The sequence below is a fragment of the Phycicoccus sp. CSK15P-2 genome, assembly GCF_016888005.1.
Classification (GTDB): Bacteria; Actinomycetota; Actinomycetes; order Actinomycetales; family Dermatophilaceae; genus Phycicoccus.
Genome location: NZ_JAFDVE010000032.1, coordinates 54559 through 81025, shown reverse-complemented (window position 1 = coordinate 81025; position 26467 = coordinate 54559). Strand labels below are relative to the sequence as shown.

General features: G+C 71.8%; 22 protein-coding genes. 6 read left to right on the top strand and 16 right to left on the bottom strand.

The annotated features are described in order from the left end of the window. Positions 1–208 precede the first annotated feature (208 nt). From JQN72_RS18610 to mtrA, 4 genes are all read right to left on the bottom strand, one after another. Positions 209–907, bottom strand: coding sequence for a ComF family protein (locus tag JQN72_RS18610; RefSeq protein ID WP_239100818.1), 699 nt, complete (start codon positions 905–907; stop codon positions 209–211). A gap of 98 nt (positions 908–1005) precedes the next feature. Further along, a complete protein-coding gene (locus JQN72_RS17190; RefSeq protein ID WP_204136364.1) occupies positions 1006–2763 on the bottom strand; it encodes a GerMN domain-containing protein in 1758 nt (585 codons plus the stop codon). Continuing rightward, positions 2760–4421 (bottom strand): MtrAB system histidine kinase MtrB, encoded by a 1662-nt coding sequence (gene mtrB, locus JQN72_RS17185; protein ID WP_307812796.1) that lies wholly within the window; start codon positions 4419–4421, stop codon positions 2760–2762. Before mtrB ends, JQN72_RS17190 begins: the two co-directional genes overlap by 4 nt. Further along, the gene (gene mtrA / locus JQN72_RS17180) at positions 4418–5101 is read right to left on the bottom strand and encodes an MtrAB system response regulator MtrA (protein WP_204136363.1); all 684 of its coding nucleotides are present in this window, start codon (positions 5099–5101) and stop codon (positions 4418–4420) included. The genes mtrB and mtrA overlap by 4 nt, the downstream gene beginning before the upstream one ends. 103 nt (positions 5102–5204) lie before the next feature. Between mtrA and JQN72_RS19005 the strand changes: the two genes are divergently transcribed. Together JQN72_RS19005 and JQN72_RS17170 are read left to right on the top strand one after the other, a co-directional pair. Next, positions 5205–6803 carry a histidine kinase gene (locus JQN72_RS19005; protein ID WP_204136362.1) on the top strand — a complete coding sequence of 533 codons (1599 nt, stop codon included), beginning with the start codon at positions 5205–5207 and terminating at the stop codon, positions 6801–6803. Between the two features lie 16 nt (positions 6804–6819). After that, entirely contained in the window at positions 6820–7476 is a 657-nt protein-coding gene (locus JQN72_RS17170; RefSeq protein WP_204136361.1) for a LuxR C-terminal-related transcriptional regulator, read from the top strand. 87 nt (positions 7477–7563) lie between these two features. Here the strand turns inward: JQN72_RS17170 and JQN72_RS17165 are convergent, their stop codons facing one another. From JQN72_RS17165 to JQN72_RS17125, 9 genes are all read right to left on the bottom strand, one after another. Beyond that, complete coding sequence (locus JQN72_RS17165; RefSeq protein WP_204136360.1) at positions 7564–8475, bottom strand: type II secretion system F family protein; 912 nt, start codon at positions 8473–8475, stop codon at positions 7564–7566. Between the two features lie 3 nt (positions 8476–8478). Then, complete coding sequence (locus tag JQN72_RS17160) at positions 8479–10479, bottom strand: type II secretion system F family protein (protein WP_204136359.1); 2001 nt, start codon at positions 10477–10479, stop codon at positions 8479–8481. A 2-nt stretch (positions 10480–10481) separates the two neighbouring features. Further along, complete coding sequence (locus tag JQN72_RS17155) at positions 10482–11864, bottom strand: CpaF family protein (RefSeq protein WP_204136358.1); 1383 nt, start codon at positions 11862–11864, stop codon at positions 10482–10484. Beyond that, positions 11861–13048 (bottom strand): AAA family ATPase, encoded by a 1188-nt coding sequence (locus JQN72_RS17150; protein ID WP_204136357.1) that lies wholly within the window; start codon positions 13046–13048, stop codon positions 11861–11863. Before JQN72_RS17150 ends, JQN72_RS17155 begins: the two co-directional genes overlap by 4 nt. After that, positions 13045–13827, bottom strand: coding sequence for an RcpC/CpaB family pilus assembly protein (locus tag JQN72_RS17145; protein WP_204136356.1), 783 nt, complete (start codon positions 13825–13827; stop codon positions 13045–13047). The genes JQN72_RS17150 and JQN72_RS17145 overlap by 4 nt, the downstream gene beginning before the upstream one ends. A 53-nt stretch (positions 13828–13880) precedes the next feature. Continuing rightward, the gene (locus JQN72_RS17140; RefSeq protein ID WP_204136355.1) at positions 13881–15143 is read right to left on the bottom strand and encodes a pilus assembly protein TadG-related protein; all 1263 of its coding nucleotides are present in this window, start codon (positions 15141–15143) and stop codon (positions 13881–13883) included. Further along, a complete protein-coding gene (locus JQN72_RS17135) occupies positions 15143–15517 on the bottom strand; it encodes a TadE/TadG family type IV pilus assembly protein (protein WP_204136354.1) in 375 nt (124 codons plus the stop codon). The genes JQN72_RS17140 and JQN72_RS17135 overlap by 1 nt, the downstream gene beginning before the upstream one ends. A 126-nt stretch (positions 15518–15643) precedes the next feature. Next, positions 15644–15808, bottom strand: a complete 165-nt coding sequence (locus tag JQN72_RS17130) for a Flp family type IVb pilin (protein WP_204136353.1) — start codon at positions 15806–15808, stop codon at positions 15644–15646. A 116-nt stretch (positions 15809–15924) separates the two neighbouring features. Beyond that, entirely contained in the window at positions 15925–16092 is a 168-nt protein-coding gene (locus tag JQN72_RS17125; protein ID WP_204136352.1) for a Flp family type IVb pilin, read from the bottom strand. 235 nt (positions 16093–16327) lie between these two features. Between JQN72_RS17125 and JQN72_RS17120 the strand changes: the two genes are divergently transcribed. Then, positions 16328–17752 (top strand): hypothetical protein, encoded by a 1425-nt coding sequence (locus tag JQN72_RS17120; RefSeq protein ID WP_204136351.1) that lies wholly within the window; start codon positions 16328–16330, stop codon positions 17750–17752. A 24-nt stretch (positions 17753–17776) separates the two neighbouring features. On the opposite strand, the gene JQN72_RS17115 is transcribed toward JQN72_RS17120, so the two are convergent. Beyond that, positions 17777–19123 (bottom strand): hypothetical protein, encoded by a 1347-nt coding sequence (locus JQN72_RS17115; protein WP_204136350.1) that lies wholly within the window; start codon positions 19121–19123, stop codon positions 17777–17779. Between the two features lie 56 nt (positions 19124–19179). Between JQN72_RS17115 and JQN72_RS17110 the strand changes: the two genes are divergently transcribed. From JQN72_RS17110 to JQN72_RS17100, 3 genes are read left to right on the top strand one after another with little or no spacing between them, the layout of a single operon-like run. After that, the gene (locus JQN72_RS17110) at positions 19180–21399 is read left to right on the top strand and encodes a hypothetical protein (RefSeq protein ID WP_204136349.1); all 2220 of its coding nucleotides are present in this window, start codon (positions 19180–19182) and stop codon (positions 21397–21399) included. Then, the gene (locus JQN72_RS17105) at positions 21396–22487 is read left to right on the top strand and encodes an acyltransferase (protein ID WP_204136348.1); all 1092 of its coding nucleotides are present in this window, start codon (positions 21396–21398) and stop codon (positions 22485–22487) included. Before JQN72_RS17110 ends, JQN72_RS17105 begins: the two co-directional genes overlap by 4 nt. Further along, entirely contained in the window at positions 22484–23983 is a 1500-nt protein-coding gene (locus tag JQN72_RS17100; protein WP_204136347.1) for a hypothetical protein, read from the top strand. The genes JQN72_RS17105 and JQN72_RS17100 overlap by 4 nt, the downstream gene beginning before the upstream one ends. Here JQN72_RS17100 and JQN72_RS17095 read toward each other — a convergent pair. After that, the gene (locus tag JQN72_RS17095; RefSeq protein ID WP_204136346.1) at positions 23970–25160 is read right to left on the bottom strand and encodes a glycosyltransferase family 87 protein; all 1191 of its coding nucleotides are present in this window, start codon (positions 25158–25160) and stop codon (positions 23970–23972) included. The two genes, JQN72_RS17100 and JQN72_RS17095, sit on opposite strands and share 14 nt — an antisense overlap. Before the next feature lie 52 nt (positions 25161–25212). Continuing rightward, positions 25213–26403 carry an acyltransferase gene (locus tag JQN72_RS17090; RefSeq protein WP_204136345.1) on the bottom strand — a complete coding sequence of 397 codons (1191 nt, stop codon included), beginning with the start codon at positions 26401–26403 and terminating at the stop codon, positions 25213–25215. Between the last annotated feature and the right edge of the window lie 64 nt (positions 26404–26467).

The window sequence follows — 26467 nt, the reverse complement described above, 5'->3', positions numbered from 1 at the left end:
GGTCCTTCACACCGGCCGCCGACAAAACGCATGCTCGCCAACCCGAAGGCGGCACCGACGCTACGAGCCAGACAGCCAGTGCTCAGGACCCAACCACCGCGATGCGGCGCTGTCACCCTGACACTGACATGACGCTAGCCGCCCGTGGGGGTCGCCACAACCAGGACGGAGAACCTCGTCCGGACCGTTCTCGCACGTCCCCGGCGGCTCACGGGGTGGCGCCGACGGCGACCGCGAGGACGTCGGCGGCTCCTGCCGCCCGGAGGGCGCGCGCGGCCTCCGCGAGGGTGGAGCCCGTGGTCACGACGTCGTCCGCCAGGACGCAGACCCGACCGCGGACGAGCGCCGCGCGCGAGGGCGACACCGCGATCGCGCCGGCGAGGTTCGCCCAGCGTCGGGCCCGGCCGAGCCGGGCCTGGTCGGCCACCGGCCGGGTGTGCCGCAGCACCGGCGCGAACACCGGTCCACCGGCTCCCAGGGACGCCACGGCGTCCCGGACGAGCGCCGCGACCGGGTCCTCGCCACGACGGCGGCGGGCAGAGCCCCGGGTCGGAACGGGGACCACGAGGACCGGCTCACCGAGAGCCGCCGCCCGGCGTGGTCCGCTCTCACGCACGAGGACGGTCGAGAGGGCCGTGGCGAGGAGCGGGACGAGCACCCGTCGGGAGTCTGCGCGGCCACCGTCCTTGTGCGCCGTGACCAGCGACCGGAGCGGCGCCCCGAGCGGGGCCGCCGCCCAGCACGGCGTTCCGGGCACTCGGACCCGCGTGGGGACCCCGAGCACGCCGGCGCGGCAGGTGGCGCACCAGGGGTCGCCGGCCGTCCCGCATCCCGCGCACCGCGCGGGCAGGACGAGCCCCGCCGCGGCACGCATCGTCGTGGCCAGGTGCCTCCCGAGGTCGTCCATGGGACGAGGGTGCTCGGGGTCGTCCGCACCGCGCGAGCAGCGGGCGGGGACGTGTGGACGAGGGCGACCCGAGCCGCTCCTGTGGACGACGGGAGGGGTCAGCCGCCCGGCGCGGCGAGCTCGCCGGCCTCGCCGTTCTCCGCCCACCGTTGCCCCACACGGACGTACAGGTCGCCCTTCGCCGTGATGACGTAGAGGTTCCGTTCGTCGCCCGTGGTCGCCACGGCGTCGGCTCCAGGCACCTCCTCGAGGGTCTGCACGTCGCCCCCCGTCGAGAGCAGCGTCGGCAGGGCCCCACGACCGGGCGTCGCGGCGATCGTCGCGACGGTCTCGTCGTCGACCCACACCAGGCCCCGGGCACCGGTGAACCCGACGCCGAGGGCCAGCGGCGCCGCCAGCCGCTGCGGACGGTCGTCCTCGCCCCTGACGACCCCCGCGAGGTCGACCCTCGGGTTCCGCCCGCCCGGTGCCGCGGAGAGGACGACGACGCGGTCGCCGTCGGCCGCGACCTTGACCTGGAGCACCTGGCGGCCCTTCAGCCACTCGGCAGTCACAGGGGTCGCGGCGGCGGCTTCCGGGTCGGAGGGATCCGAGCGGGTGTCGACGACGAAGAGGCGTTGGGCGCCACTGACGCCTCCGGCCCACAGGTACCCCCTGCGGTCGTAGGAGGGCGCGCTCACCGAGGTCGCGAACCTCGGGACCTCGTACCGCGTGCCGGCCCGCCATCGTGAGATGCCGTCACCACCGGGATCCACGGCGGCGACCTCCCCCCCGTCCGCGGCCAGCGCCAGGGAGGTGAACCCGGCCGGTACCACGGGCAGCTCGGTCGCCTCGGGTGTGGGCGTGGCCTGGGGTCCCCCCCGGTCGTCGGGACCGAAGAACGAGAGCTGCTCGCCCCGACGGACGACCGGAGGGACGGACGACGTCGGCGGCGTGGGGGACGGGAAGCCCACGCGGGTCACGCTGGACACCGAGCCCTGGATGCCGTCGAGCTCGACCGGGACCCCGTCGACGGCGACCCGGACCGCGATGACCGACGAGTCCTGGGTCAGCGTCCGGATGAACTGGGCCCAGAGGTTCTGCCGGGTGGTCTGGCCGACGTCGATCGCGCTCGAGATGAGGTCGACCGTCGCGACGCCGTTCTCGACGGACACCGCGTCACCGAGGAGGCGTGCACCGGCCGGGACGGCCGAGACCGCCGCGCCCTCCAGGTGCTGCGGCACGGGCTGCAGCTGGGCCAGCGCGAGCCGGGTGGCGAGCCGGTCGAGCGGGAACCAGCGCACGTCCGGGACGAGCGCCCGGCGGCTCGAGGACACGTAGTGCACGGAGTAGGGCTGGACGAGGCGGGCGACGTCGCGGCTGACGATCCAGCGCCCGAAACCCTCGGGGATGGCCGAGATCCGGTTCTGACCGTCGACCGTGGCGAGGACGAACCGCGCCGTGACGCGGCTACCCGGCTCGGCCGCGGTGTAGCGCCCCGTCTCGTCGACGGTCCCGGCGGCTTCGGCCGACACCTCGACCGTCGCACCCCCCACCTGCCGGACCGTGGGCGCGGCGTCGCTCGCGAGGAGCACGATCGTCCCGTCCGGGTTCCACTGCTCGCTGACGGTCGGCGTCAGGAAGCGTCGGGCGTTGTCGTAGGCGCCGTCGCTGGCGGCACCGGCGCGGAGGAACCCGCGCACGATGGCTTCCTGGCTCGCGTCCCGGGCAGGCCCCGGGAAGACGATCGTCACCGGCGATGTTCCCCCGGACCCGACCTCGAGGCCGGTCTGCACCGGGCCGGAGCGGCTCAGCGCCCCGCACCCGGTGAGCACGAGCACGCCCACCACGGCGACGGCACGGCCCAGGGCGCTCACGGGTCCTCCGGGCTGAGCGGCAGCGGGGAGGCGTGCAGGGTGCTCCCGGCGCGCCGGGGCAGGGTGAGCCGGAACCGGGAGCCCACGCCCGGCTCCCCCCAGGCCTGCAGCCAGCCGTTGTGCAGGCGGGCGTCCTCGAGCGAGATGGAGAGCCCGAGCCCGGTCCCCCCCGTCGTGCGGGCCCGGGCAGGGTCGGCCCGCCAGAAGCGGGTGAAGACGTTGGCGGCCTCGCCGGGCCGCAGCCCGACCCCGTGGTCCTCGACGACGACGGCCACGGCGTCGTCGTCGACCCCGACGTGGATGTCGACCGGACGACCGTCGCCGTGCTCGATGGCGTTGACGACGAGGTTGCGCAGGATGCGCGCCACGCGGCGCTCGTCCACCTCCGCCTCGGCGGGCACCCCTCCCGCCAGCACCGAGACCGGGCTCCCGCGCTTCTCGGCGAGCGGACGGGCGGCCGCGACGACCGACTCGACGGTCCCGCGCAGGTCGACCGCCTCGACGTCGAGCGCCGCGGCGCCCGCATCGAACCGGCTGATCTCGAGGAGGTCGGCGAGGAGCTCCTCGAAGCGGTCGAGCTCGCCGGCGAGGAGCTCGGCGGAGCGCGCGACCGAGGCGTCGACGAACTCCTCGCGGTTGCCGTGGATGACGTCGACGGCCATCCGGATGGTCGTGAGGGGGGTGCGCAGCTCGTGCGAGACGTCCGAGACGAACCGCTGCTGGACCGCGGAGAGGCCCTCGAGCTGGCGGATCTGGGACTGGAGGCTGTCGGCCATGTTGTTGAACGACGTCGCGAGCAGCGCGAGGTCGTCCTCGCCCTTGGCGGGCATCCGCTCGTTGAGCCGGCCGCTGGAGAGCCGCTGGGCGACCTCCCCCGCCCGTCGGACCGGGGTGACGACCTGGCGGGTCACGACCCAGGCGACCGCACCGACGAGCAGCGTGAGGGTGGCACCGGCGACGACGAAGGCCCGTCCGATGAGCGCCATCGTCGCGACCTCCTGCTCCATCGGGTAGATGAAGAACAGGTCGTACAGGCCGGCGTTGGGCACCTCGACGACCGTCCCGACGACGACCGCCGGCACCGGGCCGTCGGACCGGTCCACCGTCACCTCGGTCAGCTGGGTGTGCTGGTGCGTGGGGTCGTCCGCGAGCGCCTGCTGCAGCTCGGGGCTCACGACCGACTGGTCCGGTGCCCCGGTGCGAACGCTCGCGAGGACGATGTCGCTGTCGTTGGACACCGAGCGGGTCAGGACCACGAACCGGCGCGGGTCCGGCCCCGGCGCGGCGAGGATGCGGGTCACGATGTCGGTCGCCGCCTGGTTGAGGGCGTCGACCGACGCCGACGTCGAGTTCAGCCACTGCGCCTGGGCCTGGGCGGTCAGCGCCAGCGCCTCGTACTGGGCGTTGGACACCCGGCTGCGCTCCAGCCCGTTGGCGATCTGGGCGTGCAGCACCGAGCCGAGCACGGTGATCGCGAAGACACCCAGGAGCATCGTCGTCGTGACGACGCGCAGCCGCAGCGACCTGCGCCAACGATGGCGCGCCCCGAGGAGCACCCGCCGGACCACACCCCACGGCCCGCCGAGGGAACGACGCGCGCCCCGCGCGGAACCGCCTCCGGCGACGGACCGCAGGCGGACGGCGCCCGACCCGCTCACGCGCCGGCCTGGCCCGCCTTGTACCCCACCCCGCGGACGGTGACGACGATCTCCGGATGCTCGGGGTCGTGCTCGATCTTGGAGCGGAGGCGCTGGACGTGCACGTTGACCAGCCGGGTGTCGCCCGCGTGCCGGTAGCCCCACACCTGCTCGAGCAGGACCTCGCGGGTGAAGACCTGCCACGGCTTGCGGGCCAGTGCGACGAGGAGGTCGAACTCGAGCGGGGTGAGGCTCAGCGGCTCGCCCCCGCGGGTGACCGAGTGGCCGGCGACGTCGATGGCGAGGTCTCCGATGCCCAGGCGCTCCGGCTCCGGCTCGTCACCGCGGCGCAGGCGCGCCCGCACCCGCGCGATGAGCTCCTGCGGCTTGAACGGCTTGACGACGTAGTCGTCGGCGCCGGACTCCAGCCCGAGGACGACGTCGACGGTGTCCGTCTTGGCCGTGAGCATGACGATGGGGACCCCGGACTCGGCCCTGATCTGCCGACACACCTCGAGCCCGTCCTGGCCGGGCAGCATGACGTCGAGCAGGACGAGGTCGGGGCGGTAGCCCCGGAAGACCTCGAGAGCGCTCGAGCCGTCGGCGACGTGCTCGCTGTCCAGGCCTTCGCCCCGGAGCACGATGCCGAGCATCTCGGCGAGTGCGAGGTCGTCGTCGACGACGAGCACGCGTCCTTTCACTACCGCCTCGTCCTTCCCCTACGAGTGAACCGCGGTCAATCATCACACAGGCAGCTGGGCGAACCCGCGGTTTCGACGCAGGCCCGGACGTACCCTGGGGGGCGTGGAACGGTCGATGGGTCTGACGTGGCTCGATGCCTCGGCGAAGATCCGGCTCGCGTTCGCGGTCCTCACCGTGTTCCTGTCGATCGTCACGCAGACGGTGTTCGAGGTCCTGCCGTGGCTCCTGGCCGTGGTCGTCCTGGACATCGTCGTGGCGGCCCTGGACCGGATGCCGATCTCCCGCGAGGGCCTGCTCGACACCATCATCCTCACGCTGCTGTCGATGTCCGCCGCCGCAGCAGGAGCAGGCTACGCGGCCGCCCAGCTGGGCGCGGCGCTCCTCGTCCTCATCCCCGCGTACCACTCGGGCGGACGGTTCGGCCGCGTCGGCTACCTCCTGTCGTGCGTCCTCGCGAGCGTCGTCTACCTCCTCACGGTCTCGTCGTGGCAGCACGACGAGATCGTGCGCTACGGCCTGCTCGCGTGGGTGGGCGCCGCCCTCATCCTCGGTGCGCTCGGCGCCTGGAACCAGCGGCTCGTCGCCGAGCACGAGCTCGACGAGGCCGACCCCGCGGCCCGCGAGGCGATCCAGCTCATCCAGCGCCTCCACGACCTCTCCGAGGAGATGGCGACCGGTCTCGACGCGCCGGCCGGAGCCACGCTCGCCCTCGACCTCCTCGCCGCAGAGGTGCCCTCGGCGCGCAGTGCGGTGCTCGTGACCACCGACAGCGAGCACCTGGTGCCCGTGGCGCTGCGTGGCTCGACCCGTGCCCCGTGGCACCTCTCCGAGGCGCTCTCCGAGCTCCTCGCGGCCAACCCTGCGAGCTGGAAGCCCACGGAGATCCCGTTCGACGACGAGATGGGGCGGCGACGCGCCCTCGTGGTCCCCATCTCCTTCGGCACCGGTCCGACGACCGTCGTCGTCGTCGAGCGCGGCATCGACCACGGCTTCAGCGAGCAGGAGCGCCGGATGGTCGTCGACGTCACCCGGCGGCTCGCGCCCACGGTCCAGGCCGGTCTGCTGTTCGGCAACCTGCGGCAGTACGCGAGCCTCGAGGAGCGCAACCGCATCGCCCGCGACATCCACGACGGCATCGCCCAGGAGCTCGCGGCGCTCGGGTACCAGGTGGATGCCCTCCGCGCCCAGGCCGGCCCGCCCGGGACGGACCTGCGTGACTCCCTCGACGGGCTCCGCGACCGGCTGAGCGACGTCATGGCCGACCTGCGCCTGCACATCACCGACCTCCGGGTCGCCGAACGTCCCGGCACCGGCCTCGGTGCGGTGCTCGGCGGGGCCGTGCAGAGCTTCGGCAGCATGACCGGCGTCCGCACGACGATCACCGTGAGCGAGGGCCGGCGCAGACTCGACCCCCGGATCGAGATGCTCGTCCACCGGCTCGTCATGGACGTCCTCGCCGACGCCCAGGCCTCCGGCGCACGCAACGCCTGGGTCTCGCTGGCGACGTCCGTGGTCGGCCCGGCGAAGGTCGACGTGTCGCACGACGGCGACCCGCAGCGGGCGCGCCGGACGTTCCGCAGCCCTGGCCTGGCCGCTCTCGGCGGGACACTCGTCGTGCGCAACGAGGCGAACGGCCGGTTGACCGTTAGCCTGAACGTTGACGAACCCGTCGCCACCTCGGCAGCGAAGGTGACGACCTGACGACCTGGGAGAGGCCGTGACGATCAGCGTCGTGCTTGTCGACGACCATGCGGTGGTCCGCGAAGCGGTGGCCGGCATGCTCAACTCGCAGGACGAGGTGAGCGTCGTCGGCCACGCCGGCTCGCTCAGCGAGGGCCGGGCCCTCTTCGAGAGGTTGTTCCGTACTCCTCCCCCGGGGCGGGTCGTGGCCGTCATCGACGTCACGATGCCTGACGGCTCGGGACTGGACCTCGTGCGGGCGGTGCGCGAGCAGTCCAGGGAGGTCGGGCTCGTCGTCCTCACGATGCTCAACGACGACTCGACGCTCCTCGAGGCCCTCGACGCCGGTGCCTCCGCCCTGGTCCGCAAGAGCGCCCCGTCGGACCAGGTGCTCTCGGCGGTCCGCCGCGCGGCCGACTTCCCCCTCGAGTTCTCGGCGAGCGGGCTGGCCGAGGCGATGCGCCGCCGGCACGAGCAGCCGCAGACCACCCTGACCAGCCGGGAGACCGAGGTCCTCAAGCTGCTCGTCGAGGGCGCGTCGGTGGCCCAGGTCGGCAAGTCGCTCTACATGAGCCCGTCGACCGTCAAGACGCACATCGGCAAGATCTACGACAAGCTCGGCGCGCACAACCGGGCCAGTGCGGTCATCGCCGCGGTCCGGCTCGGGCTCGTCCCGGACGTCGACCGCGGCTGAACCAGGACCCGAGCCACACCGGCGCGTCCCTCCTCCGGGTGGCTCCAGAGCCGTCGGGTCGGGTCGGGAGTGCCCGTCCCGACCGGGTCACATGCTGCCGAAGACCTCGGCGATCTGGATCGCGCCGGGCCCGATGATGACGATGAACAGCGCCGGGAAGATGCAGAGCAGCAGCGGGAAGAGGATCTTCACGGTGACCTTCTGCGCCTGCTCCTCCGCCGCCTGACGCCGCACGACCCGCATCTCCTTGGTCTGCTCACGCAGCACGCCGGCGATCGGCAGGCCCAGCCGGTCCGCCTGCACGAGGGTGCTGACGAAGTTCTTCAGCTCGGGCGCCGTCGTGCGCTCCCCCAGCGAGCTGAACGCCTCACCGCGCGACTTGCCGATCTGCATCTCGGAGAGCACGCGGGCGAACTCGCCCGCGATCGGCCCGTCGACCGTCCGGGCCACCTGGAGGATGGCCGCGTCGAAGCCCTGGCCGGCCTCGACACACACGGTGAGCATGTCGAGCGCGTCGGCCAGCCCCTTGCGCATGTCCTCCTGGCGCTTGAGCCCGGCGTTGTACACGAGCAGGTCGGGGACGAAGAAGCCCGCGACACCAGCGGCTGCGGCCGCGATGAGCGGGTACAGGCCGAACCCGAAGAACAGCAGGGGAAGGATGATGCCGAGGAGCAGGGCGAGACCCTTGGCACCCATGACCCGCTCGACCGTCCAGGCCGCGGGGTTGCCCGCCCGGTCCAACGACCGGGCGATCCGCCCGCCGGTCCCGGCCGGCGACAGCCGGTCGGCGAGGCCGCGCAGCCGGTCCAGGACGGGCACGAGGAGCCGCTCCTGGGCTCCGAGCTCGTTCCGGCCGACCTCGCGGACGGTCGTCTTGTGGTTGAGCAGCTCGAGGGACTTCGCGACCCCCGTGGTCTGGCCCGAGCCGACCGTCGCCGCGAGGACGATGAGGAGCAGGGCGGCCATGACGAGGCCGATACCGGCGATGAGGAGGAACATGGCTCAGACCTCGATCGTGACGACTTTGCGCATCCAGAAGATGCCGATGGTCATGGAGACGATGCCGGCGACGGACATCCCGATGCCGAGTGTCGTGGTCCAGAGCAGGCTCACGTACTCGTAGTTGGCCTTGAGGCTGAAGAGGAACAGCCCGATGGGCAGCGCGACGAGGACGTACGCGGAGAGACGACCCTCCGCCGACAGCGCCCGGACCTGGCGCCGGAGCATCTCGCGCTCGCGCAGCGTCCCGGCCGTGGTCCGGAGGGTCTCGGCCAGGTTTCCACCGACCTCGCGCTGGATCCGGATCGCCATCGTGGTCCAGTGCATGTTCCGGCTGTCCATCCGGACCGCCATGCTGTCGAGGGCGTCGCTGACGTCCGCGCCGATCCGGGCCTCGGCGAGCGCCCGGGAGAACTCCTTGGACGCCGGCTCCGGGGCGTCCTTGGCCACCGAGTCCAGCGCCTGGAGGAGGCTGAAGCCGGAGGCGAGCGACGTCGCGACGAGCATCATGACGTCGGGGAGGACCTCCTCGAACTTGCGTCCCCGTCGCTTGGCCATGAAGCGCAGGGCGAAGGGCGGCAGGATGAACCCCACGAGGGCACCCACGAGCAGGACCCACACGCCGCCGAAGAGGAAGCCCAGCGCAGCGCCGACGACCACGGCGATCATCCGGAGGACGAGCCACTCCCCGGCCCGCCACGGGAGGTCGGCGCGGGTGAGCAGCTCCATCGTCTTGGTCGTCGACTCGCGACCTTCCATGAACTGCTCGCCCATGTTGACGATCGACTCGCTGAGCGCGGCGGCGTTCGCGGTCTGGGCCTTCTGTGCCCGGGGTGCGCCGAGACCGTAGGCCTCGACCGCGCTGATCCGCTCGCTGCGACGTGTCCGGAACGAGGGGTTGATGAGCGCCAGCGCGAGGAGGAACACCCCGAGGAACAGCGTGACGATGGCCGGCACGAGGAGCTTCGGCGCGAGAGCGCTGATCGGCGCCGCGATGTCGGGGAAGGCCGACTGCTGCGCCGGGGCGGCGACCGGCTCGACCTCGACCGGCGCGGTGTCGCCGAGGTCCAGCGGCGAGGTGGTCGAGAACGACTCACCGGACGCCGCGCCGCTCACGACGAGCTCGGCGTCGCCGGACACCCCGGCGGGCCTGTCGACCGAGATGTGGACCTGCGACTCCAGGGCCCGGGCGGCAGCGCCGAACGCCGCCGCGACGGCCTTGCTGTCACCGGCCTTGGCGACGGACCCTCCTCCGGTGGAGGCGAGCTGGTCGAGGACACCGCCGTCGGCCTCGGGGGTGTTGAAGGAGACGACCTCGGCGCGCACCTTGGCCTTGGCCAGGGCGTCGAGGGCCTTCTTCCGCTCGCTCTTCTCCTTCGCGGAGCCGCCCTCGATCGCGGCGACCGTGTCCCCGCCGTCACTGAGCAGGACGATGCTGCGCTCGCCCTCGGTGCCGAGGGCCTTCACCGCGTCCTGGATGGCCTTGTACAGCGAGGTCTCGCCCTGGGCGCGCAGGCCGGCGACGCTGGCACGGACTGCTGCGCGGTCGGTCGTCGGCTCGACGTCCACGCCGGACGTGGAGGCGAAGGACACGACGCCCACCTTCACGTCCTCGGGGACCGCGGCGACGAACTGCTTGACGGCCTCGCGGACCGTGGCCATCCCGGAGGTGCCCATCGATCCACTGGTGTCGATGACGAGCATGGTCGACCGGGACGTCGCCTCTGCCGGCGTCAGGCTGACCTTGGCCGGCTTGCCACCGAGGGTCGCGGTGACCGAGGACGGGTCGACGGTGAGGGTCTTGTCCGAAGAGCGGAGAACGACCGTGGCCTCGACGGAGGAGTCCCGGACCCGGACGTCGCTGAGCGTGGTCGGCACGGCCTCGGCCCCCACGGCGGCGGGGGCGCCGAGGACCGGCAGCGCGAGCGCGACGACCGTCGAGGCCACGACGGACAGCACGGACGAGGACCTGGCACGCAGGGCCGCGATGAGGGAAGTGGCCATGGTCATCCGGCTCCGTTGACGAAGAGGGACGGCGGGACCTCGACCCCGAGGTCGTTGAGGTCCTGGAGGAACTTCGGGCGCAGCCCGGTGGAGATGAGCGACCCGCGGAAACGGCCGTTCTCGTCCCGGCCGGCGGACCAGTCGAAGGTGAAGACGTCCTGGAGGGTGATGACCTCGCCCTCCATCCCCACGACCTCGCTGATCGCGACGATGCGGCGCGATCCGTCCTTGAGACGGGCCTGCTGGACGATGAGGTCGACCGCGCCGGCCACCTGTTCGCGGATGGCACGCACCGGCAGGTCGACACCCGCCATGAGCACCATCGTCTCGAGACGGGAGAGCGAGTCTCGAGGCGTGTTGGCGTGCACCGTCGTGATGGACCCGTCGTGACCGGTGTTCATCGCCTGGAGCATGTCGAGGGCGGCTCCGTCCCGGACCTCACCGACGACGATGCGGTCGGGGCGCATACGCAGCGAGTTCTTCACGAGGTCGCGGATCGCGATGGAGCCCTTGCCCTCGATGTTCGGCGGGCGGGACTCGAGCCGCAGCACGTGGTCCTGGTGGAGCTGGAGCTCGGCGGCGTCCTCGATCGTGACGATGCGCTCGTCCTCGGGGATGAACGACGAGATGACGTTCAGGGTCGTCGTCTTACCGGAACCGGTACCGCCGGAGATGATGACGTTGCGGCGCCCGATGACGCACGCCTTGAGGAAGTCGCGCACGCTCGGGCTGATCGTCCCGAAGGCGATGAGATCGGCGTCGGTGTAGGGGTCCTGGGAGAACTTCCGGATGGTCAGCTGGGCGCCGTCGAGCGCGATCGGCGCGATGACCGCGTTGACACGCGAGCCGTCGGGCAGACGCGCGTCACAGAGCGGGCTCGCCTCGTCGACACGCCGGCCGACCCGGCCGACGATCTTGTCGATGACCCGGCGGAGATGCGACTCGCTGGAGAAGTGGGCCTCGACGCGGTACAGCTTTCCGCTGCGCTCGACGTAGATCATGTCGGCGCCGTTGACCATGATCTCGCTGATGTCCGGGTCCCGGAGCAGCGGCTCGAGCGGCCCGTGCCCGAGGATCTCGTCGGAGACCTCCTGGGCGATCCGGGTCCGGTCGGCGTGCGAGAGCGGGGTCTGCTCCGCGTCGATCGTCTGCTGGAGGGTCTGGCGCACCTGCGCGGCCAGCTCGTTCTCCGGCAGGTGCGGGTCGTAGAGACGCGGCCCCAGGGTCTCGATCAGCCCTTGGTGGACGCGGTCCTTGACCTCCTGGAAGGGGCTCGGGGTGCGCCGGCGGCTGGGGTGGGCCCCGGGCCGCTCCGACCCGGAGGACGGGCTGTCGGCCCCCGCCTGGGCACGGCGGACACTGTCGAGACGGTCGGCGAGACTCACTTACGCCCCCTGAAAAGGCTCTTGCGCGACGCGGCGGCGGCCTCGGAGACCTGACCGTTCACCTCGGTGTCGCGACCGATGCGGATGTGGTTGTCGACGAGGTCCTTGAGGGCGGTCGCGACCGCCGACTTGGGCTCGTCGAGCACGATGGGCACACCTCGGTTGACCGAGGCGGGGACCGTCAACGAGTTGGGCACGTTGACGGCGATCGGGGTCTTGATCGCGGTCTCGACGTCCTCGGCGCGCAGACCGACCTTGGCGTCGGCGCGGTTGAGGACGATGATCCGGGCGTCCTTCGGGCTCCCGATCATGTCGAGCGTGTCGATCGCGACCCGCAGGTTCTTCACCGCCGGGATGTCGAGCGTGGCGATGAGCACGAGCGAGTCGGACAGGTCGACGGCGGCGAGCACGTGCTCGGTGAAGGACGGCGGCGTGTCCACGACGACGAAGTCGTAGTACCTCCGCGCGACCTTGAGGATCTCGCTGACCGTCGGGACGGGGATGCGGTCCGCGTCGCCTGGGTCGTTCGGCGCGCAGAGGACGTCCAGCCCGCTGTCGGCGTGCGTGACGACGAGGCTCTTCAGCCCCTCCTCGTCGAGGTGGCCGCTCATCCCGACCGCGTCGAACACCGACTGGGTCGGGACGAGCTGGAGGCTGATCGCGACGTCGCCGAAGGAGAGGTCGAGGTCGACGAGCAGCGTGCGGAACCCGCTGTGGGCGAGATGCGTCGCGGTGTTCGTCGAGGTCGTCGTCTTGCCGACCCCGCCCTTGGCTGAGAACACCGTGACGACCCGGCCCTCGCGGGCCGCACCCCCGGAGGCGTGGCCGATGAGCCGCGAGGTGAGGTCACGGCTACGGCGCAGCGCGTCGGCCAGGGCCGTGTGGTCGTCGGCACCGACGACCTCACGGACCCCCGACCGCAGCGCCAGCGACAGGGCGTTGACGTCGACCCGCGTCCGCATGAGGATCACGCCGAGCTCGGGGCGGTCCAGCCGGGCCGCCTCCGCGAGCTCGCACGCCTGCTCGAGCGTCACGTCGGGACCGATGACGACCTGCTCGACCTGGGTGTTCTCGTGAAGGGCACGCGCGACCAGCGCCGCGGACTCCATCCGCTGCGTGTCTGCCCCGAGCGCGAAGCGGTACCGCTCCAACGCCCCGGAGTCTGCGTCCCAGAGGATGTTCACCGCGTCGTGTCCTTGGCGATCGTGGAGTCCGAGATCTGCAGGTCCTTCGGGAGCTTGACCTCGCTGCCGCGCAGACCCGCGTACAGAGTGTAGTTGTTGATGCCGTGCACGAGGCGGACCGCCTGGGCTGGGTCGACCTCGACCGTGACGAGGAAGCTGGCGCCCTGCGGGGCGGCCTCCTCGCCCTCCCCGGTCGGCTGGGCCGGGGTGAGGGAGGCCTCGCCCATCGCGATGACCTTGACGTTCTCCAGGAGGACGCCGGTCCCGTTCTCCGAGGTCTCCTCCGTCTCCTCGGAACCCTCCTTGCCCGAGGTCTCCTTGAGCTCGTACGTCATGAAGATCGTGAGGTTCGAACCGGGCGTGACGAAGGTGCCGACGCGTGCCGGGTCCTGCAGCTGAACGGAGACCGCGAGCTTGCCGGAGCCGACCTGCAGAGCCTTCTCGCCCAGCGGAGTGTCTCCGAAGCCCGCAGAGAGCACGTACTGGCCCGGAGCGATGTCGGTGAGCGCGACGAGGGCGCTGTTGTCGTCGTTGACGGCCTCGAGAGCCCCGACCGGCTTGGCCCGGGAGGCGACCTCGGTCTCGACGACCTGGCCCTGCCGGACGGCGTCCTTGAGCGAGGTCCCGGCGGGGATGAGTGCCGTGGTCGTGTAGACCGTGGTCGGGCTCGCGGCTTCGACGGCCCTGGCGTCCGCCCCGCGTGCGTACAGCAGCACGAAGACGGCGCCGACGAGCGCGATCACGGCGGCGGCGAGGATGGCGAGGATGCGTTTGCCCATCGGAAGGTGTCCTTTTTCAGATGCGAGGAGCGGTTGGGTAGGGGGTCGAGAGATCAGCCGGCGGGGTAGGCGCCGGTCAGGCCGTAGTTGGGAGCGCCCCCGGTGGCCGGGGCGCTCGGGGCGGTGGCCACGACGTCCTTGAGGAACCAGCCCACGAGACAGCGGTCGCCTCCGGTGCACGCGTTGGCGTTCGGCGGCCGGATGCTCTTCACGTTGTCGCTCGAGAGCCGCCAGCCGGCGACGTAGAAGGCCGCGTACCCGGAGATGCGGTAGTAGTTGTGGCTGCCGTTGCCGGAGTTGCAGTCCGTCGTCGAGGTTACCGTCACCGGCGCGTCGGTCTGGCAGTCGAAGACGGGCAGGTGCACGACGGTGCCACGCAGGGCACTGAGCTCGGTGCTCGTGCACGGCAGGTCGTTGCCCGGGTCGCCCTGCGCCCACATGTATCCCGAGGGCCCGACCGTGAGGTCGGAGTTGCAGGACACGGCGCCGGCCAGGGCGGCGAACCCGCCAGGCGCCGTGCCACCCGGAGCCGAGGTGTCACACGACGTCGGGTTGCCCTTGGTGTAGATGCGCTGCTCGCTGGACGGCCAGGTGCCGGTCGTGTAGCCGGGCCACGACCCCGTCGGACCGGCGGGGTACACGGCCGTCCCGGGTCCGGTGTAGCCGGTCTGCGCGCGCCAGTCGCACTCGGACATCGTGATGTTGAGGACGTGCTGGGTCGTCGGTTGTGCCGGACCCCAGGCCGCCCGGGCGCACGCGGTGACGTGCGGGTTGTCCCGTCCGGTCACGGCCTTGGCGAAGATGCCCGGGAGAAGGGACTGGGTGGTGCCCGAGCCGGTCCCGACCTTGACCTCGACGTACGGGGTCGTGGATCCCGCGCCGGTGCGCAGCGAGTCCGGCAGCGGCAGGCACTCACCGAGGTTGCCCTGCTTCTGGGCCCGCGCCGTGGAGTCGTCGGTCGCCGATGCGCACGCCGTCCAGGCGCCGGCCGGGGTGAAGCCCGTGCCGCTGAAGCGCCCGCACACACCGTCGATGCTGGTCGCTCCGTCGCGCACGTTGGCGTTGGCGTAGGTGGACACGACCGAGCTGCCACTGGTGCAGCTGGTCGGGGACTTCGCGCACTTGCTGGCCAGGGCGAGCGCCGCTGCGTCCGCGCTGTTCTGCAGCTGGCGGCGCTCGTGCCAGATGGAGCCGACGTCGAGGGCGAGGGCCGACACGCCGAGGAGAACCCCGGTCCCGAAGACGATGGCGACGAGGGCGGCAGCCGCCCCGCGCTCCGCGCGGCGCTGGGTTCGGGCCCTGGGAGGCCGGGTCATCATGAGCACCCCATCGTCGCGACGGAGGTCACGGTCGTCGAGCTCGGGACCCCGGGCAGGACGTTGACGAAGAAGAAGCGGAACGTCGCGCCCGTCGTCACGGTGACGTCGCCGGCCGAGCTGGTCACGCAGTTGCCGGTGTAGGTCGGCGTCTGCCACCCCGGGGTGGATCCCCCGGCGGTCGTCGCCCGGACGACCGGGTCGGAGCCGACGGTGCCCGCACGGGCACCTTCTCTTGCAGCGTTCGTCAGCTGCACCTGGGTGAAGAAGTACCGACCGTAGTCGACGATTCCACCCATGAGCAGGACGAGGACAGGGAGCACCAGCGCGAACTCGACGGCGGCGGCACCGCGGTCGTCTCGTCTGTGAGCCATCCGGATCTCCTCGGACTGGGGGTTCGGGTCGCCGGCAGTGTGCCTGGCCGGCGCCCGGTAGAACATCAACAGACAGTCAACACATTGCACCGATCTCCCTGCCGAGGATCGGAATGCGCTACTGCCTCACAAGCTGGTTGCCGCTTCGTCGAAGATGCCCGAGACGTTGGTCCCGAGAACGGTGATCGCGGCGATGATGACGATGGCGATCGTCAGCATCATGAGGGCGTATTCCACCGCCGTCGCCCCGGCCTCGGCCGGATGAGCGGTCGTGCGTCGCGCGGAGGTCATGCTGGTCCTTTCGCCTGCCGTGCTCTCGCACGGATGTCCTGGTGCTGACACGGAGAGGGCGCCGGCCGGCCGGGGGAACCCGACGTCGGCCGACGCCCTCTCCGAGACTTCTCAGCTCAGACGCTCTTGGCGACCGTGTTGAAGAGAGTCGAGAGGTTGCTGCCGAGGAGGAGGACGGCGGCGATGATGACGATCGCGATGAGGGCGACCATGAGGCCGTACTCGACGGCGGTCGCACCCTTCTCGGAACGCAGCTGCTGAAGCTTGACGAGGGCCTTGGTCATGTCAGTTGAACCTTTCGGGAAAGTCGATCTCGGGGAGAGCGATCTCGTTGTCGAGCAGGGACTACGGTGCCGCAGGTCCCGGCCGTGGCACATGGGTCAAGCGGGCGCACCTCGCTCGTCGAACGGGTGGCCGACATCACCCGTTCGGCCGACCCTGGCGTAGATCGCGCCACCGGCGCACATGGAATGCTCGTACCTCACGGCACGCCGACCAAGACCCGCGCAGGAGCCACTCGTGGACGACGCCAGCCCGCGGCCTGCCCCCACGGACAGCCGCCGCGCCATCGAGACCTGGGTCCTTCTCGCGCTGACCACGTTCGTCGTCGCTTTCCTCGTCCGCCTGCGGACCGAGGTGGACGACGACCTCTGGCTCCATCTGAGGATCGGACGCGAGCTCCGCGACGGGCGCTGGTTCGGGACCCTGCCCGACCCGCTCGTCGAGTCCGCCGACCGGGCCTACGTGCCCACCCAGTGGCTGTCGCAGGTCCTCGGAAGCGTCGTCGTCGAAGCGGCCGGCGTCACGGGGCTGAGGTTCCTTCGCGTCCTCGCCCTCGTCGTCATCGCCGTCGCCGTCCACCTCGCGGCGCGCACCGCGGCGTCCCACCGGACCGCCGCGGCGGTGACGCTCGGGGTCCTGCCGGCGACCGCCGCGGCCTGGGCCGAACGGCCCCAGCTGGCGGGGCTGGTCCTCGCCTCCGTGGCCGTGTTGCTCTGGTCCCGCACCCTGGCGGACGGCCGGCCGCGGCTCGCCGTCCTCCCCCTCACATGGCTGTGGTCGATGGTTCACGGGTCGTGGGTCCTCGGGGTGGCCTTCGGGGCCGTGACCCTCGTCGCGCTGGTTGTGTCGATGCCGGTCGGGCGTCCGCCGTGGCGCCGGCTCGTGCTCCTCCTCGCGGTGAGCGCCCTGGCGCCGGCCGCGACTCCCGTGGGCCCGAGGCTGCTCCTGGAGCCGTTCGCCGTCGGCTCCTCGGCTCGCGAGACCGTCAACGAGTGGCAGCAGCCCACCCTGGACAACCCGTTGTTCGTGCTCGTCGTCGCCCTGGCAGCGCTCGTCGTCCTCCGGGCTCTTCGTCGACGCCCGGTGGAGGTCTCAGCCGTCGTGCTCGCCGCGGCGGGCTTCGGCCTCGCGGCTTACTCGGTGCGCACCGTGGCGTTCGGTGCCCTGCTGCTCGCTCCCGCCCTCGGACGAGCGTTCCCGGCCGACGGTGCCGAGCACGTAGCGCGCCGCTGGGGGGTCTGGCCGGCCCTTCTCGCGGTGAGCGCGGTCGCGGTCACACCGGGCGTCGTCTGGCGAGCGGACTCCTCGGGACCCCTCGGTACCGATGTCGATGCCGCACTCGGCGCGCTCCCGACCGGAACGGTCGTCGCGGTCGACGTCGGCGTGTCCGGCTGGGTGCTGTACGACCATCCGCAGGTGCGACCGGTGCGGGACCTCCGGGCCGAGATCTACTCGGTGGACGCGGCACGCGCCTACGAGTCCTTCAGCCGTGCCGAGGAGGGCTGGCAGGGCTACGCAACAGCACATGGCGTCGAGGCGGTCCTGGCAGCGACCGGTTCCCCGCTCGACACCGCTCTGGACACACAGACGGGCTGGTCGCGCCGTGCGGAGGACCCCGACCACGTGCTGTGGGCGGTGGCGGACGTCCTCCCGTCCGGATGAGCGCGTCCATGGCGCCACATGCGGTCAGCGCAGCGTGAGCAGGACGTAGCCGCCCGTGCGGTCGAGCACGCGCCACCGGCCAGCGGCCACCACGTCGTCGGCGAGGGAGTCCGCCACGACGACGAGGCGGATGTCGGCCTCCGGCGGCACGGTGCCGTCGTGCAGGAAGTCGAGGAACCCGGCCTGGACGTCCGGCGGGAACGCGTCGATGGGATTGGCCGCCCAGACGGTCACACCCGCCTGGGCGAGCGTCTCGGCGAGCGGCTCGTCTGCAAGGACGGGGCGGCCGGCGGAAGCCTCCTCGACCGCGGGGACGACCTCGGCGCCGGGGGGGCCAGCAGCCTCACCCCGGAGTCCCACGGCGACGGTCGCGGCAACGACACCGGCGACCAGAGCCCCCGTCTGGACCGGATCTCGCGGAGCAGCACAGGGCTCGCCCCGGCTGCGCAGGGCCACCAGGGCGAGGAAAGCGACGAGCCACACACCGTGTCGCGCGGCCGATGCGGTCCCCACCGCCAGACCGGCGACCGACAGCCACTCCCACACGGCGGGCCTCGACCTGGCGAAGAGCACGAGGAGCACGAGGGCGGAGAGGAGCATGGCCAGGTCGAGCGGGTGGGACAGGCTCGGACGAGCCCAGAGGTCACTCCCCCGCTGCGCAGCCTCGTTGCCCAGCGCCGACACGTAGTAGGCGGGGGTCGAGAGACCCGCCGAGGTCGCGACGAGCGAGAGCCCGCAGCCCACTGCCACACCGAGCCGGTCCAGGAGAGAGCCACCTCCCGGTGAGACGACGAGGAAGACCCCGAGCACCGCCAGCCCCACGAGAACCCCGCCGTGCAGGTTGCCCCAGAGGAGGTAGAGCGGGACCAACCACCACACCCCGCGGCCGCCGGGGTGGTCATGAGCCCGCCGCATGAGCAGGACGGCCAGCGCGAACGGCACGAGCGAGAGGGATGGAAGGCGGGTGATGACGAGCGGCGCCGACGCGCCGACGACGAGAAGCGAGACGACCAGGGCAGTCCGAGCCTGACCTGCGCCCACGCGCCGCGCCTCCGTGAGGACGAGGCCGAGCACCGTGGCGACGATGAGCACCTGGAATGTGGCGAGCGCGGAGCTACCGGCGGAGTGCACCACCGAGAGCAGGACCTCGGCGACGACGAGCGGGTTGTGCCACTCGGCCTGCGGGGCCGAGGCGAACGGGATGCCTCCGGGGACCGCCCCGTCCCGACGGATGTCGTCGCCGAGTGCCACCACCCACATGAGGTCGGACCCGAGGACGACGAGCCAGCCCAGGACGACGAGCCACACCCCGGCCACCAGGGCCGACAGGGGCACCCTCGGCCGAACGGCCAGGGATGCCGGTTGCGACATGGTGTGATTCCTCAAGGTCCGGGGATCGCGGGGGCGCTCGACCATAATCGATGACCGTGGCTTCCCGGACGCACTCGACGGATGTCCGCGCCCGGGGACGGGCGCGGGCCGCCGCGCTGCGTGAGACGGCCTGGGCCATGGGGGCCGCTGTCGTCGCCTTCGTCGTCGGGGCATGGTCACTACGGCTCTGGGCCTGGAACCCTGCAAACCCCATCGACCTCGGCTGGGACAACACCCAGATCGCGATGCAGATGAAGGACCTCCACGACCACGGGTGGTACTGGTCCAACCCCGACATCGGCTTCCCCTTCGGGCAGAACGGCTCGTGGTTCCCCGAGCTCAACGTCCTCCACCTCGCCGTCGTCAAGATCCTCGAGCTGGTGACGTCCGGTCCGTTCGCGGCATCGGGTGTCTACTTCGTCCTCTCCTTTCCGCTCACTGCCGTCGCGACGTACCTCCTGGCTCGCAGCCAAGGGCTCAGCCCGGCCGCCGGGCTGGTCGCGGGTGTGCTGCTCGCGAACGCTCCCGGGCACGCGGGTCGCTACGGGCATCTGCACCTCGCCCAGTACTGGGTCGTGCCAGTGGCCATGTGGCTCGTCCTGGAGGTGTCCCGGGGCCGTCCGCTGCTCTCGCCACCCGGACCTCGCCGCTGGGTGGGGAAACGCTCCCTCGTCACGGTGGCCGCGGTGCTCGTGGTCGGTTTCTCAGGCGTCTACTACGTCGGCTTCACGATGATCCTGCTCGTCGTCGCGGCACTCGGCCGGCGAGTCACCGGATCCCCTGTGGACCTCCTCCGCGGCCTGGCCGTGACCGTCGCGCTCGGTGTGTGCATCGCCCTCCCGCTGGCCGCGTCGCGCCTCGCGACGGCGGGCGACCTCGTCACGGGGCGGGTCCCGGCCCAGCGCGCTCCGGCCGAGTCGGAGCTGTTCTCCGGCAAGCTGATGGATCTCGTCCTGCCGTGGCCGGGTCACCGAGTCGGGACGCTGGAGTTCCTCTCCTTCGTCTACAACGGCACGACCCGCGCGACGGTCGAGGTCTCGGCGCTCGGTGTCGTCGGTGCCGCGGGGATGGCCGGGCTCGCCGTGGTCGGGCTGCTCGCGCTGCTCTCCGGTCGCCGGCCCGACCAACAGCACGCGCGCTGGTCCGGTCTCATGCTCGTCGCGTTCCTCTTCTACACCGTCGGAGGCCTTGGCTCGTTCGTCGCGTTCTTCGCCACCGGCCAGGTCCGCACCTGGTCCCGCCTCCAGCTCTACATCCTCGTGCTCGCGCTGCTGGCGGTCGGGTCGTGGCTGACCCGTCTCCAGCGCCGCCGCGGCACGGTAGTGGCCCTCTCGGTCGCCGGCCTCCTCACGGTCGTCGGCAGCCTCGACCAGACCAACCCCTCGGAGGCGCCGGACCACTCGGCGATCGCGACCGAGATGGACGGGCTTCGCGCTTACACCTCGGACCTCCACGAGGCGACCGGCGGCGGGTGCGGCGTCTTCCAGCTGCCCGTGCTCCCGTATCCGGAGACGCTCGGGCCGGTCGACATGCAGGGCTACGACCAGCTCAAGCCCTACCTCGCGGGATCGGACCTGAAGTTCTCCTTCGGGGCAATGCGCGGGACGGCCGCCGCCGACTGGATGCTCGCGGCCCCGACCGACGACGTCCGCCGTCTCGCCACCGAGCTGCGCGCGGCAGGGTTCTGCGCCGTCGAGGTCGACACCGCCGGCTTCACCGACGACCAGGACCCCTCGGCGGCGCTCACGGAGACGCTCGGTGAGCCGGTGGCCCGGACCTCGGACGGCACGTTCGTCGCGTGGGCGCTCCCGGGCGCGGCGGACTCCGACACGGACCGGAACCTCCTCCTCGAGCCGGTCGTCGTCACCGTCGACGGCTACGAGCCGGACCGGATCGAGGGTCGCCCGGGCCAGGACCTCGGGCCCATCGCGGGCCTGTCATTCGGCAACCTGGGTGACACGCCGGTCGAGGTGACCGCCACACTGCGGGTCCGCGGGGTCGGCCACGAGCCGCGCGAGGTCGTCCTCCGCGACGGCGACACCACCCTCGCGACCACAACGATCAGCGATGACGCGCCGGGAACGGTGTCGGTGACCCGTGCTGTCGACCCAGGCCGAACCAGCCTCACGATCGAGGTGTCGGGCGATCCGGAGCGACCCGTCGGTGAAGAGCACCTGCGGGCCGCCAGGGTGGAGTCGGTCGAGGTGTCGAGCCGTGCCGACGTCCGGGTCGTCGCGCACCTGGACCAGGTGGCCAGCGGTTGGGTCGTCCCGTGACGACCCGTGTCGCCGCCCTCGACGGCGTCCGCGGTGTGGCGATCCTTCTCGTGCTCGTCGCCCACGGACTGGGTGTCGTCAGTGCGGGCGTCCTCGGTGTGCTCCTCTTCTTCGTCCTGTCCGGCTTCCTCATCACGGGCATCCTCGCTGCCGAGGTCGAGCTGACGGGTGGGCTCTCCTTCCGCCGGTTCTACGCCCGGCGGGCACTGCGGCTGGTCCCCGCCCTCGTCGGGTTCCTGGTGGCGCTCCTCGCGGTGTCACTGCTCCCGGGTACGCGGATCAGCCCGGCAGAGGTGTTCCGGGCAGCCGTGGAGAGCCTGACCTACACGACGAACCTCACGGTGGGGCTGGGACTGGACCTCGTCCCTGAGGCCGAACACCTGTGGACACTGGCCGTCGAGGAGCAGTTCTACCTCGTGTGGCCGCTCGCCGTTCTCGTGGTGCTCCGTCGGAACACCACGGACGGCACTGTCCGCGCCGTCGCCTGGATCCTCGGCGGCGCCGTGGTCGTCCGTCTGCTGACTCTGGTCTTGTCGGTGCAGGCCGGCTGGTACTTCTACGTGCTGCCCACGACCTGGGGCGACCCACTCGTCGCCGGGTCCTTGCTCGCCGTGACCCTCCGAGCCCGTCCGGACCTCCTCGACCGCACCCGGGCGGTGCTGCTCCGCGGCTCGGTGTGCGCCCTCATGGCCATCGTCATGCTGGGCATGGCCCTCTGGCCGGGTACGTACTGGTCACCGGCGTTCTACGTCGCGGGCGTGCCCCTCGCCACGGTGGCCGCGCTCCAGCTCGTCCTGGCTGCCACCTCGGGCTCCCCGCCCCGCTGGGCAGGAGTGCTCTCACACCCCTGGCTGCGTTACCTCGGGACCCGCAGCTACGCCCTCTACCTCTACAACTCGGCAGCCATCCTCGTCCTGCGCGACCTGATGCCGGCACGGGCCGCCGCTGTCGTCGGCGTCGCGGCAGCGCTCGTCCTCGCCGAGCTCTCGTGGAGGCTTGTCGAGCGTCCCGCTCTCCGGGCCAAGCGTCACGTCGAGGCTCGCCCGCTGATGCTCGAGGCCTCGTCGCGAGAGGCGAGGAGGACATGAGCCGACTCCACCCCTGGGTTCTCCCGGTTGTCGGGCTCGGGGCGCTTGCCGTGGTCCGTTCGGGCGTCGTGGACGAGCGTGATCCCTACTGGCAGGTGCGAGCAGGTCTGGAGAACCTCGACGGTGCTCCGTTGGCGCGACCCGATGCGTGGAGCTGGGACCCCGTCGACGCTCTCTTCGTCCAGACCTCCCCCGCGTGGAACACCGCACTGGGGCTGGCATGGCGGGGTGGAGGGTTCACCGGGTTCTTCCTCGTCACGCTCGCATCGATGGTCGCGTACGTGGCGGTGACCCTGCTCCTCGCGGCCAGGCTCGGTGCCCGTCCGCTGCCCACCCTCGGCGGAGTCCTCGTGACCCTCCTCATCGCGATGCCGATGCTCTCCCCGCGCGCGACCCTCGTTGCCCAGACCCTCTTCCTCACCGCGGTCCTGGCCGCCGACCGGGCCCGCCCTCTCGCCGCACGGACACCGCCGCTCCTCGTAGCCACCGTGACGTCGCTGGCCGGGGTCGTGGTCGCCGGTGCGGGGATGTGGCTGCACCTGTCGTGGCTGCTCTTCGCTCCTGCGCTCTGGGCCGCGGTCGCCGCACTCGTCGTCGCGTCCCCCGACGTGCGTGGCCGGCACGCCCTGGCGAGCCTCGGCGGAAGCGGGGTCGGGCTCGCGCTGGGGGTCCTCGCCGGACCGTACGGCACCGATGCCTGGCGGATCTCACAGCAGGTGCGCGCTGCCTGCGAAGGTGTGGTCGTCGAGTGGCTACCGGCCTTCACGCACGGCCTGTGGCCCCGTTGGGGGCCCACGGTGCTGTGCGCCGTCATCGGATCGGCCCTCGCCAGCCACTGGGTGCTGAGGCGGTGGTCTGCCCGTGCGGACGACCAACGTGTCGGCCTGGTGGCGGCTCTGCTCGTCCTTGCGGTCCCCACCGCCCTCGGCGGTGTACTGGCGATCCGGTTCGTCGGCCTCTCCCTCCTCGCTCTGCCTCCGATCGCTGCGCTCGGAGCCACCTGGCTCGCTGGGCGGGTGACACGCCGTGCCGGCGAGGACACTCCCACAGGACTCTTCCGTCACTCCGCTGTTCGGCGCTGGGGCAACGGCCGCCCGTGGCAGGTCGTCACGACGCTCGTGCTCGTCGTGCTCTCCCCGCTCGTCGTCCTCTCGGCGCTGCGGGGCGGCAGACCGCAGCCCGAGGCCTCGGCAGTCGATGCCCTCCCCTCCGGCTGTCGGCTCCTCGCCGAGCCTGCCGTCGCGTCGGCGACCCTCCTGCTCCGTCCGGATGTCCCCATCTGGACGGATGGGCGGGCTGACTACTGGGGCAGAGAACGCAACGTGGCGGCGATTCGGACGTTCCGGGGTTCGGACGCCTCGGTCGGTCCGGTGCAGGAGGCCACCTGCGTCGCCCTGGAGACGGACACCCCACTGGCGGAGGCCGTGGCCGCCGACCCTTCCTGGACCACCGTGTGGAAGCAGCAGGGCCTGCGCGTCTGGGTCAGAGACGGCTGAGCACGCCTGCGGGCCGGACGGCGGACAACCACAGCCCGACGACCACGAGGACCACCCACGGCGCCCCGATCACCGAGACCGCGGGAAGGCGCAGTGCCACGAGGTGCCATAGGGGGGCGAGGAACAGCAGGACGTAGCCGACGGCGACACCTGCACGTGCGGTCGGTCCTCCGCGGGCGACGAGGAGCGTCGCGGCCGGGAGCACCAGGACCAGGTCGTAGACGAGAACGTGCGGCGCGACGAGCGCGGTCACGAGCGGGACCGTGACGACGAGGTGCGCCCAGAGGGGCACCCCTTGTCCCCGGAGCCACCCGGCCGTCAGCACGAGGACCACCAGGACGAGCACCATCCACACACCGGAGACCCAGGGCCCGGCAGCGCCGGGTCCGAGAGTGTCGAGGAGGCCTCGCAGGCTGGCGTTCTTCCACGCCTGCCCCTCCCCCACCTCGGTGCGGTAGAGCGGGGACGTGAGGGCCGCGACCCAGTCGTACCAGACCCCGATACCGAGCCAGGCGGTCGTGGCCACGACCGCGGCCGTGGTGACGGCGAGGAGCGCGACGAGAGCCTTCCAGGCACGACCGAGGAGAAGGACCACAGGGACCAGCAGCACGAGGTGGGGCTTGACCGTCCCGACCGCGAGCACGACACCGGCGAGCACCTCCCGGCCCTCGACCAGCAGGCTCGCGCCCCCGACGAGCGCCGCCAGGACCAGCGCGGTGTCCTGCCCGGCACCCACGAGCTCGAGGACCGGTTGACAGGACGCTGCGACGAGCATCCCCCGGCGCGTCCCCAGCATCTCGAGTGCCGGATGCAGCCGGGCCGCGCGGATGGCCGTCCACGCGAGCAGAGCTGCCGACCCCACCGTCCACACGAGGCCGGCCATCGGGTATGCAAGTGCCCCTAGTGGCGCGAAGACGACGGCGACGGGCGGAGGTGAGACGAACCAGGACAGCCGCTGCGCGTCGACGACCACGCGTTGGAGCGCCGACTGGACGCCGGGGTCGTAGAGGACCTCCGCCCTACCGTCGACGAGGAGCCGTCCGCCGGACCACCGCGCCAGGAGGTCTGGCAGGAGAACTGCCCCGCTGTGCAGGGAGGCCGTCCAGACGACGCCGAAGACCGCGATCACGACGACCGGGTAGACGAGCAAACGGTCCGGTGTGAGCAGGGCGTTCACAGGCGCGACCGCCCGGCCCACCGTCGAGGCCGCCCGAGAGGTGCTGGTGAGCTCAGGGGAGGACAGGACCGCTCCCCACGGCAGCAGCGCGGTCGTCGGCCATGGCCAATGGCACTCGGTCGCGGACCCGACCACGCAGCACGGGACGCTCGAGCAGCTCGAAGCTCGCGGTGACGACGGCGGCGAGGACGAGGACGCTCACCCCGGCCTTCTCCCAGCCTCCGAGCCCGGGGAGCTGCACCCACACGATCCACATGACCGGGAGGTGCCACAGGTACAGACTGTAGGCTCGTACCCCGACGACTACGAAGGGGCGCACGGCGAGGCCACGGGTGGGCAGCGAGCCGGTCCGACACCCGTGGACCACCACGAGCGTCGCGAGCGTGACCGCCGGCAGGATGACGGCCTTCCACCCCCATCCGAGCGTGTAGCCGGGAAGGACGACGAAGACCGCGAGCATTCCCATCGCCATCGCCGTCCGCCCCGTGTCGGAGGGCTCGTCACGCTCCCGCGCCAGGTGCCACGTCGCGAGCGCGGCACCCGCGAACAGCACCCCGAGGTTGGCGACGGGAAGCAGGTAGAACGCCTTGACCGGCAGGAACAGCCCTACGGCGTACAGAACCGCTGCCGCACCGGCGAGCACCCGGGCCGCCTCCCGCGGCGTGTCACCCCGACGGCGCAGCCCGATGAGGACAACTGGGAACACGAGGTAGAAGACCCACTCGACGGTGAGGCTCCACGTAGGGTTGAAAGCCGCGACCTGGTCGTCGACGACGAGCGCCGTCAAGGCCGTGACCTGGAACAGGGTCGCAGCACCGTCCCGGACGACCTCGCCCGGGTCGAGCCCGCCCCACAATACGAGCGCCGGGCCCCCGACGAGCACGAGTGCGAGCACGACGGGGGTGAGCCGTACGACACGACGGCGGAGGAACAGCGCGTACGAACGGGCCGTCGGGGCGCTGCGCCAGCAGATCGTCGCGATGAGGTACCCGGAGAGCACGAAGAAGACGAGTACTCCGATGGCTCCCAACGGCGGGAACGGCAACAGCCCGAAGTACACGGCGAGGTGCGACGAAGAGACCGCCAGCGCCGCGAAGCCGCGCAGACCGTCCAGCGCGGAGTCCCTCGACGTGTCGACCGGGGCCGTCTGCTGCGGCGAGCTCGTCGTCCACTGCTTGAGCCGCAGGCGGCGGACCCGTGTCGGCGAACGACCCGGAGCACGGGCGACCACGCCTGTGGCCATGGCGCTGCCCTCCTCATCCGAACCGGTCCCCGGGCTGCGGACCATCGCCGTCACTGTAGGGGTT